This window comes from Methylobacterium sp. J-026 (assembly GCF_022829585.1).
In the GTDB taxonomy this organism is placed as follows: Bacteria; Pseudomonadota; Alphaproteobacteria; order Rhizobiales; family Beijerinckiaceae; genus Methylobacterium.
The window spans coordinates 1-8,056 of sequence record NZ_JAKSYC010000308.1 but is presented as its reverse complement, the minus strand read 5'-3'; the positions used below and the strand labels follow the sequence as shown (position 1 = coordinate 8,056).

Genomic DNA, 8,056 nt, shown 5'->3' with positions numbered 1-8,056 from the left:
TGCCACCCCTCGAACTGAGGCTGCAACAAGAGCGCGTATCGTTCATTCTGGTCTATAGCATAGACCCTCATAAGATCGGCCATGAAGTCGCGGCTCACGATCGGAGGTGTGGCCCGACGGTACTCTCGGGGCGCAATCTGTAGCCGCAGGCTCGTTCGAAGCGTGTCGAGAGATGCTGTGGTATCGAGGTTTTTGGCCAAGCCATGCTCGATGAGAGCAACGGTCGCGGCGTCCCGCTCTCCAGGTGGCAGTTCTTGTACATGCAGGTAGATGTTGCGGAGATATACGGCAGTCGACCCAATCCGCAACGAGAGTGGATCGTCCCCCATATTCACCACCCATTCCGGATGAGCGCTCACCAGCAGCCGAGCGGTACTTTGCGCGAATGACCCATCTCCAAGCGGATCAGCGACAGCACCAATCGACTGCACCGCGATAGCCGCCGAGGCCAGAAGCATAGTACGACGCAGCATCAGGTTTCCGGATCATCCGAGGTCTGATCACACGGGATCGAGGGAAACGACCGTGCCGCCAGCCCGGCGACGGTCATCCTGCGAACGCTAGACCGCCCAAATTGGTCACACATGTCAGGTGCGAGCAACACTGACGAGGTACGCTTGGTCTGATGGACGGTACAGGACTCGTGAGTTCCGCACCATCACGCCGTCCGGTCCCGACCCACCCGGCCGTCCAGAACGCTGTCGGTGTTTCCCGAAAACGGTCATTCGTCAGTTCTAGGGCCAACTTCGGCAATGGGTGACAACCGAACCTTGGTTGCCGGTCCGGAAGCGGACGTCCCGCCTCAACCCATGCTTCACTGCATGAAGCTATCGGCGCTTCCCGAGCTCAGCCATTCATCTGCGGTCCCGCAACTTCGTCTCGGGGTGGAGAGCGGAACGATCATGACCATTCTGCGATCACAAAAATCTTACTTCCTCCAAGCCCCGCTGTGACAGTGATGCGCTTGTAAGAACAAATCTTAGAACGCATGGCCATCCCATGTCTGAGCGTCGTACCGTCACCGTTTCGATCACTCCGGAGCAGGATGCACTCCTGCGCGACTTCCTTGCGACCGGGCGCTACCGCAGCGTCAGTGAGATCCTGCGTTCAGCGCTACGCCTGCTTGAGCGTGACGAGGCCGCAGCCCTTGCCGTGATCAGGCATCCCGGCTTGAGCCGCGAGGCGATCCGTGGCTGAACCGACCAGCGAGCCTCTTGGTTTTCTCAGGGACGGTGGACAGATGGGTGCGCTCATGCGTGCCCATGACTGGGCCCGGACGCCGTTAGGACCGCCCGAGACGTGGCCTCAGTCCCTGCGCACGGCGCTGTCGTTCTGTCTGAACACGCCCATCCTGACCACGATCCTGTGGGGGGCGGACCTCAGGATGCTCTATAACGACGCCTACATCCCTTCGATGGCCGATCGCCATCCCGCGGCGCTCGGGTGCCCCGTCGCCGAGGTCTGGGGGGAGGCTTGGGAGCAGGTCTCGGAACCGTTCCTTCAATGCATGGAGACGGGCGAGGGCTTCTCTCGCACCCATGTCGAAATCCCAATGGTGCGGCGGGGCCGACAGGAAACGACGTACTGGGATTTCAGCGCCGCACCGATCCGGGGTGAGGACGGCAGCATCGTTGGGCTGCTCAATCAGGGCTTAGAGATCACCGAGCGTGTCCGGGCAGAAAGTCGGGCCGAGAGCGAAACACAGCGGCACCGCAAGCTGTTCGAGCAAGCGCCGGGGTTCACCGCGATCCTGACCGGGCCGGAGCATGTCTTCACGTTCGTCAACGATGCGTACATCCGCCTTATCGGTCAGCGCGATCTTGTCGGCCTGTCCGTCCGCAGAGCCCTTCCCGACATCGCGGGGCAGGGCTTTTACGAGCTGCTCGATCAGGTGTTCACGACCGGCGAGCGCTTCATCGCGGCTGGCGTACCAATCCAGCTGCAGCGGTCCGGCGCGGTCGCCGAGAAACGTTTCGTGGACTTCGTCTACGAGCCGATCAGTGACGAGAACGGATGCGTCAGCGGCATCTTCGTACAGGGGTTCGATGCGACCGACACGCATCTAGCTCAGCAGGCGTTGCGCGAGAGCGAGGAGTTCAACCGGCGCGTGCTCGCTAGCAGCACCGATTGCATCAAGGTGCTCGATCTCGATGGCAAGCTCACCTTCATGAGCGAGGGTGGCCAGGGGGTCATGGAGGTCAGCGACTTCAACGCCATCAATGGCTGTCCTTGGCCGAATTTCTGGCAAGGCCAGGGTAACATCGAGGCGAACGCCGCAATCGCCGCTGCCAAGGCAGGCCGGTCAACCAACTTCCAAGGACCCGCCGACACCATGGCGGGCACGCCCAGATGGTGGGATGTGCAGGTCACGCCGATCCTGGATGCCGGAGGACGGCCGGAGAAGATCCTGTCCGTCTCACGCGACATCACAGCCCTTCGGCAGGCTGAGGATGTACTACGCGCTCACAACGAGACACTTGAGCAGCGTGTGACCGAGCGGACGACCGAACTGATGCGAGCTGAGGAGGCGCTTCGACAGTCGCAGAAGATGGAAGCCGTAGGGCAGCTCACCGGTGGCTTGGCGCACGACTTCAACAACCTGCTCGCAGGCATCTCCGGATCGTTGGAGTTGATGCAGATCCGCATGCAGCAGGGCCGCCTCATGGATGTGGACCGCTACATGATGGCCGCACAGGGAGCAGCGAAGCGCGCGGCCGCTCTGACGCATCGCCTACTTGCCTTCTCACGCCGCCAAACGCTTGCCCCGAAGCCCACTGACGTAAACCGGCTCGCCACGGGCATACACGACTTGATCCAGCGTACGGTCGGCCCGGGCATCCCGGTCGAGGTCGTCGGCGCGACCAACTGCTGGCCTGTCTTGGTAGACCCGCCGCAGCTTGAGAACGCCTTGCTCAACCTGTGTATCAACGCCCGCGACGCGATGCCGGATGGAGGGGCCATCACCATCGAGACTGCCAACAAATGGATGGACGACAGGGCAGCCCGTCAGCACGACATACCCGAAGGGCAGTACCTCTCCGTCTGCGTCACAGATACCGGTACTGGAATGCCGCCGGAGGTGGTTGCCCGCGTGTTCGAGCCATTCTTTACGACGAAGCCCATTGGCGAGGGCACGGGGCTGGGCCTGTCGATGATCTACGGCTTCGCGCAGCAGTCTGGCGGGCAGGTGCGGATCTACTCTGAGGTTGGACAGGGCTCGACCGTGTGCCTTTACCTGCCGCGCCATTATGGGGAGGTCGAGGACGAGACGACGGTCGAAGGGATTTCCAGCCTGCCTCGCTCCCAGCAGGGCGAGACCGTACTTGTGGTGGACGACGAGCCGACTGTGCGGATGCTCATCACCGATATCCTCGAAGATCTCGGTTGTGCGGCCATCGAAGCAGGCGACAGCGCGACGGGTCTCAAGGTGTTGCAATCAGACGTGCGCATCGACCTGCTGGTGACGGATGTGGGCCTGCCCGGCGGCATGAACGGGCGACAGATGGCAGACGCGGCACGCGCGCACCGCCCCGCCCTCAAAGTGCTGTTCATCACCGGCTACGCAGAGAATGCGATCCTCGGCAACGGGACGCTTCCTCCGGGGATGGCAGTGCTGACCAAGCCGTTCGCGATGGACATCATGACCGCCCGCATCCGCTCAATGATCGAGAGCAGCAAGGGGCAGGCCGGTTCCTCGTAATCCCATGCCGTAATGGGCAGTGGGCAGGTGCCGGGACGCTGTCTGCTCACATGCATTGCTATCCGATAGTAGTCGGATCGTTCTCTGCCCGACGCAGTCGTAAGGCTCTCACATTAAGTGCCTGGAAGCGGCCCCTCCAACCTTCTGCAACCGGTCGTGAGCAGACCTAGCGGTCATGTCCGTTTCAATGCATCCGTTGTCCCGAAGCGGACGGGCTGAAAACCACCCATTGCAGCCGTTCGCATAAGGGCACGCTACGGAACGTCGGTGTGTAGATCGGCGTTGAAGCGGGGCCCCAGCTAAAACCAAGATAGCGTATTGATATTATTGGCAGAAGCAAAAGAGGAGCGGGATCTCGGTCGGCGCCGATTGGGACCCCGCCTCTAAATGGAAATCTTTTGTTTGTTGAGGACGTTACCGTCCTTCAGGAAGGAGTCCCGGATCGGCGCTTATCTGCAGCCATTCGCAAAATCAGGCGCGTTGCACAGCGAGTGCCTCGGCAGCGTGGCCAACCGGGCCGTGTTGGATACCCTGGTAGCCGAGCCAACCGGTGTAGAGGCCGATGAGAACGATCAGACCTGCGGAGGCGTAGGGGGCCAGCTGCGCGAAGCTGCTGAACCCGGACCAGCGGCTGGCAATGTGCTTGACGCTCAACGCCGCAATCACGCCCGCCGAGGGCCGAGAGCAGCCCTGGCGAGCCGACGATCACTATCATTCAGTTGAACGCACTGATGCAGGCCCTGCGCGCTGCCGGCGCCAGCTTCTCAGAAGCCGATCCTGACCATAGCTCTGGAGAGGGACGGTCCTGAGCTTTGGTCATGCCGAGCGTCTGGAGCTATAGCGAGGGCCAGGGCTTAGAATGCCGGTAGCGCCAAACGCGCCACTCAATGACTGCGGATGGTGGGTGGATACGCTCTGGATGCAGCAGTGCCCGCGATCCGACGCACCCTAGCGATGATCCGGCAAGAAGCTTCTTCCGCTCCCTGACGCTCCGCGTCCATCTCCAGTTCAAGCAAGCGATTGAACAAAAGCGCGTCCTGCGTGCTGGCCATTGTCGACTGATCCTCGGAGAGGATAATGACGAGCTTTCGCATAAAGCGACATGTTATCGACGGCGACCACGCGGCCATTGGCGTGCCCCAACATTCAAGTATCAGCGTGAAAACAATAATCGTAAATCTGATACCGGCGCCATCATTTGATAGAGTCGCATCGATATAATTATGCTCGCTTTGAGATGGTCAACTCTGACAGGAGCATGGATGCAGCCATGCCGAATGACCTCCCGCAAGGCCGAGTCACTTTTCGTGGCCGCGGACTGGCCTTCGTCTCCGGCACACGAATTGTCGTAAAAATCTGTCCGCTTTAATCGCAATGGAATGCACCAAAGGCGGCGGAGAACGGCCACTGCGGCTGGTGTGCCTACGTTCCATCGTACTTGGACGTGGAGCCGGTTGCTGTCGCACGGATCGGCATGATCTGATGCCGAGTTGCGCATCCTTGAGAGCAAGGTAAGCCAATCGATGGCCCGGCACGATTAGTGCTTTAGGTCCATATGCCGCCGGCGCATCTAAATTGTATGCCGTTGTACTTCTTCCACGTCCGCGATGGGGACCGACTGATTGAATACGTGGATGGCAGTTATTTGCCGAGCCTGGCAGCAGCATGCGCCGACGCTTCTGCTTCTGCCCGTCACGTGCTCGCAAAGGGCTGATCGCTCGGCGAGGTGCTGGATGGAGGATGCTTTCAGATCAGCGACAGCACCGGGTTAATCCTCGCCGTGATGCCCTTCAAGGAAGCGATCATCCCGAGGTAAATATCCCGGCAGGATAGCCACTGGCGCACGGGTATCGAGCGGCCCCGACCCACGGTGGGCAAGGTCCTTCTCGCCGCATAGCCTACCGACGTCAGGAACCATGCCTTCGCGCCTTGAATACCCTAACTTGAACGCTTGGCGCTCCAACTGCCGGTGCATTCGACCAGTCCGCCGGACGTGCGCCATGTGCCGCTGCCGTCGCCCTTGGCGTCGAGGCTGCCGGAGATCGGGACCTTGTTGGCGCCGCTGGTGATCGTGGCGTGCACGGAGCCGCTCGCAGACACGCCGCCGTCGATATCGACCTCCTCACCGGGGATCGAGGCATCGCTATCCTTGATCTGCACGTGATAGCTCGTGCTCGCCGAACAGGGGCCTTGAGCCGTGGTGGCGACGATGGTCCAAGAGCCATCGTACTGGTTCGGCACCCAGACTTTTTTCATGGCGGCACCAGCCGAGCAGAGAGCGCCAGCCGTCAGGCCAGTTGCGAGGATCAAGACAGGAATACGGGCCACGGACAGCTCCGACGGTTGCGCTGTCGGGACTGACTTCGCGCTCTGAAAACAATAGCATCGCACAAACAGTTTCCGGATCTCGGCGCCTTCACCGCTTCTCAGGCGATTTCCCTCGGCAGTCTAATCTGATGCGAGCGGGGCAGTCCGACGATCGAGCAGACGCCGGCGCATACGGGGTCCAACTCGACTCTGGTCCAGCACAGCGTTGGCGGTCAGCTCGGCGGCAAGATCCCGCATCACTGGGAGCGCGCAGGTCTGCGCGTGCTGATCTCGACGCCGATGACCCAGCTGCTGCCGATGAACGGGACCGGATCGGGCTCCCTCAGCCCCACAGAGCGCTGAAGGTTCGCTCGAAGTCTCCGACCAAAGTCCGATTGCAGAAACGGTGCAGGACGGGACCGTCCGTCGTTCCCTCGCGCATCTCGATCGACTCGGTATTCTGGTCGTAGGAGAAGGTCAGATGGCGACCGCCGAGGGTGGTCGACAGGATGGCGTTGGTACCCATCTCGTCCTGGATCATCTCAGTCGATCCCGGCGCGCCGCGCCACATGATCCCGCCGAGCAGCGCCAAGGTGACCGCCTTCATCTGCAAGGCCTCACCTTCGGATTGCGCGATGACGCTCACCGCGTACCGCCGCACGGCGTCGAGGTCGGTCGTCTCGGACCTGACGGGAGCGAACTGAGGCATCGGCTTATTCCCGTCTCGTCGTGATGTCCGTGGCACCGGTCGAGGTGGCGGAATAGCCGCCCCACCCCTCTGTCGAGACCGGCGACGTGCCGCCCCAGCCCTCCGCGCGCCACGTCGCGAGGCGCAGCGTCGGGTCGACCGAGCCGTGGTCCTCCAGGATGCTCATGACGTGGTCCCGCTGGGCATCCGCGACCACCAGGTCCAGCATCGCCGCGCCCTGCCTCAGCCGCGCGCAGCAGGCGTCCAATGCCTCCCGGGGCAGGCCCATCGTCCCGAGCCTATCCCGGAGGCCGGGGCCGTCGGGAAGCGCCGCCGTCGCCTCGACGCGTCCGGGTTCCGGATCAGCGGAGCCGACGACGAGCCGGATCGCCCGCTCGGGAATGCCGGCCGCGACCAGCGTGGCCATCGCCGCCTGCGCCTTGCTGCGGCTCTCATACAGCGCGAGGATCCCGAGACTCATGGTCGGGTCTTCGCTCGTGGCAGGGGTGCCTCCGATCGGTCGGCCGCGCCGCCCTCGGATGCGATCTCCGCTCGCGCCGCGGCGATGAACGCGGCGCGCTGATCCGCGCTCAGAGCGAAGCAGGCACTCATCGCGGATCCCTCCATCGGGGAGGGATCTACCCACATCCGGTCGCCCGGACCGGTGTCGAGAAAGTTCTGCTGAGCTCGTTCAAGCACCGCAGCCTCGACTGGATCTTCGTTCGCCGTCTCAACCGCGGTCACGGGTTCAGTGCTCTGTCCCAGGCATGTTCGGACGTGGCGCGCCGCCATGATCCTTGATGAGATTGGAACGTTCCGGGTCGCCCTTCAAATTGGCGACCTGCTTCCGTGCGGCCAATGCGAGGACGCCGACTCCGCCTATCGTACCGAGCGCTAGAAATAGCAGAGAGATACCGCTGCCCATGGGCGAAGCCTTTCATCGAAAGAACCGCCGAAGGAAGGGCGACGGGGAGCATGATGCTACAGATCGAACTAAGCCCAGGGTCATAGGTTGCCATTTTAGATGATATCAGGGGTGCGGCGTCTTTTCTTAACATTTTTAGGGAGGATCAACGTGGTCTTAAGCTACGTTAATCTAGGCACTATCTACCACATCGCGGAGTTTTAACGTGTATAATCCCATCTTTTCATCGATAATGCTCGCGATTGAGTCGCGACGGGTCATCGAGTTGCGCATGGTACGCCTCGCTTGGGGTGGCCGTGAGGGCCGGGCCGAGATGCAGTCGATGGTGATCGAGAAGGTGCACGCCGCCGGTGAGGCGATGACGACGCTGATGCTCGGCGGCTCGTCCGAGACAGTCATCGCTCGCTACCGCGAGCACGTTGCCTTCAACACCAAG

General features: G+C 61.9%; 8 protein-coding genes and 1 pseudogene. 4 read left to right on the top strand and 5 right to left on the bottom strand.

Annotated elements, in window-relative coordinates:
* A partial coding sequence (locus tag MKK69_RS26165) for a hypothetical protein (RefSeq protein ID WP_243972800.1) occupies positions 1–473 on the bottom strand: 473 nt, incomplete at its 3' end.
* Between the two features lie 526 nt (positions 474–999).
* Between MKK69_RS26165 and MKK69_RS26160 the strand changes: the two genes are divergently transcribed.
* Together MKK69_RS26160 and MKK69_RS26155 are read left to right on the top strand one after the other, a co-directional pair.
* Entirely contained in the window at positions 1,000–1,197 is a 198-nt protein-coding gene (locus tag MKK69_RS26160) for a type II toxin-antitoxin system ParD family antitoxin (RefSeq protein ID WP_243972798.1), read from the top strand.
* Positions 1,190–3,700: a PAS domain-containing protein gene (locus MKK69_RS26155; RefSeq protein ID WP_409564891.1), complete on the top strand. Its 2,511-nt coding sequence runs from the start codon at positions 1,190–1,192 to the stop codon at positions 3,698–3,700. The genes MKK69_RS26160 and MKK69_RS26155 overlap by 8 nt, the downstream gene beginning before the upstream one ends.
* Positions 3,701–4,171: 471 nt before the next feature.
* Here MKK69_RS26155 and MKK69_RS26150 read toward each other — a convergent pair.
* Positions 4,172–4,375: pseudogene (locus tag MKK69_RS26150) on the bottom strand (nickel/cobalt efflux protein RcnA); the annotation flags it as partial.
* Between the two features lie 880 nt (positions 4,376–5,255).
* On the opposite strand from MKK69_RS26150, the gene MKK69_RS31440 reads away from it, so the two are divergent.
* On the top strand, positions 5,256–5,414 hold the full coding sequence (locus MKK69_RS31440; RefSeq protein WP_409564889.1) for a DUF6894 family protein: 159 nt from the start codon (positions 5,256–5,258) through the stop codon (positions 5,412–5,414).
* Between the two features lie 224 nt (positions 5,415–5,638).
* On the opposite strand, the gene MKK69_RS26145 is transcribed toward MKK69_RS31440, so the two are convergent.
* The 3 genes from MKK69_RS26145 to MKK69_RS26135 form a co-directional block, all read right to left on the bottom strand.
* A complete protein-coding gene (locus MKK69_RS26145; RefSeq protein ID WP_243972795.1) occupies positions 5,639–6,028 on the bottom strand; it encodes a heme utilization protein in 390 nt (129 codons plus the stop codon).
* A gap of 322 nt (positions 6,029–6,350) precedes the next feature.
* The gene (locus tag MKK69_RS26140) at positions 6,351–6,653 is read right to left on the bottom strand and encodes a hypothetical protein (RefSeq protein ID WP_243972794.1); all 303 of its coding nucleotides are present in this window, start codon (positions 6,651–6,653) and stop codon (positions 6,351–6,353) included.
* Between the two features lie 67 nt (positions 6,654–6,720).
* Complete coding sequence (locus tag MKK69_RS26135; RefSeq protein ID WP_243972793.1) at positions 6,721–7,176, bottom strand: hypothetical protein; 456 nt, start codon at positions 7,174–7,176, stop codon at positions 6,721–6,723.
* Positions 7,177–7,852: 676 nt separating this feature from the next.
* On the opposite strand from MKK69_RS26135, the gene MKK69_RS26130 reads away from it, so the two are divergent.
* The coding region (locus MKK69_RS26130) for a hypothetical protein (RefSeq protein WP_279598633.1) at positions 7,853–8,056 on the top strand (204 nt) is incomplete at its 3' end.

Bases quoted from the DNA above. Each gene is read 5' to 3' on its own strand.
- MKK69_RS26135 (WP_243972793.1), bottom strand. From the start codon at position 7,176: ATGAGTCTCGGGATCCTCGCGCTGTATGAGAGCCGCAGCAAGGCGCAG.
- MKK69_RS26160 (WP_243972798.1), top strand. From the start codon at position 1,000: ATGTCTGAGCGTCGTACCGTCACCGTTTCGATCACTCCGGAGCAGGAT.
- MKK69_RS31440 (WP_409564889.1), top strand. From the start codon at position 5,256: ATGCCGCCGGCGCATCTAAATTGTATGCCGTTGTACTTCTTCCACGTC.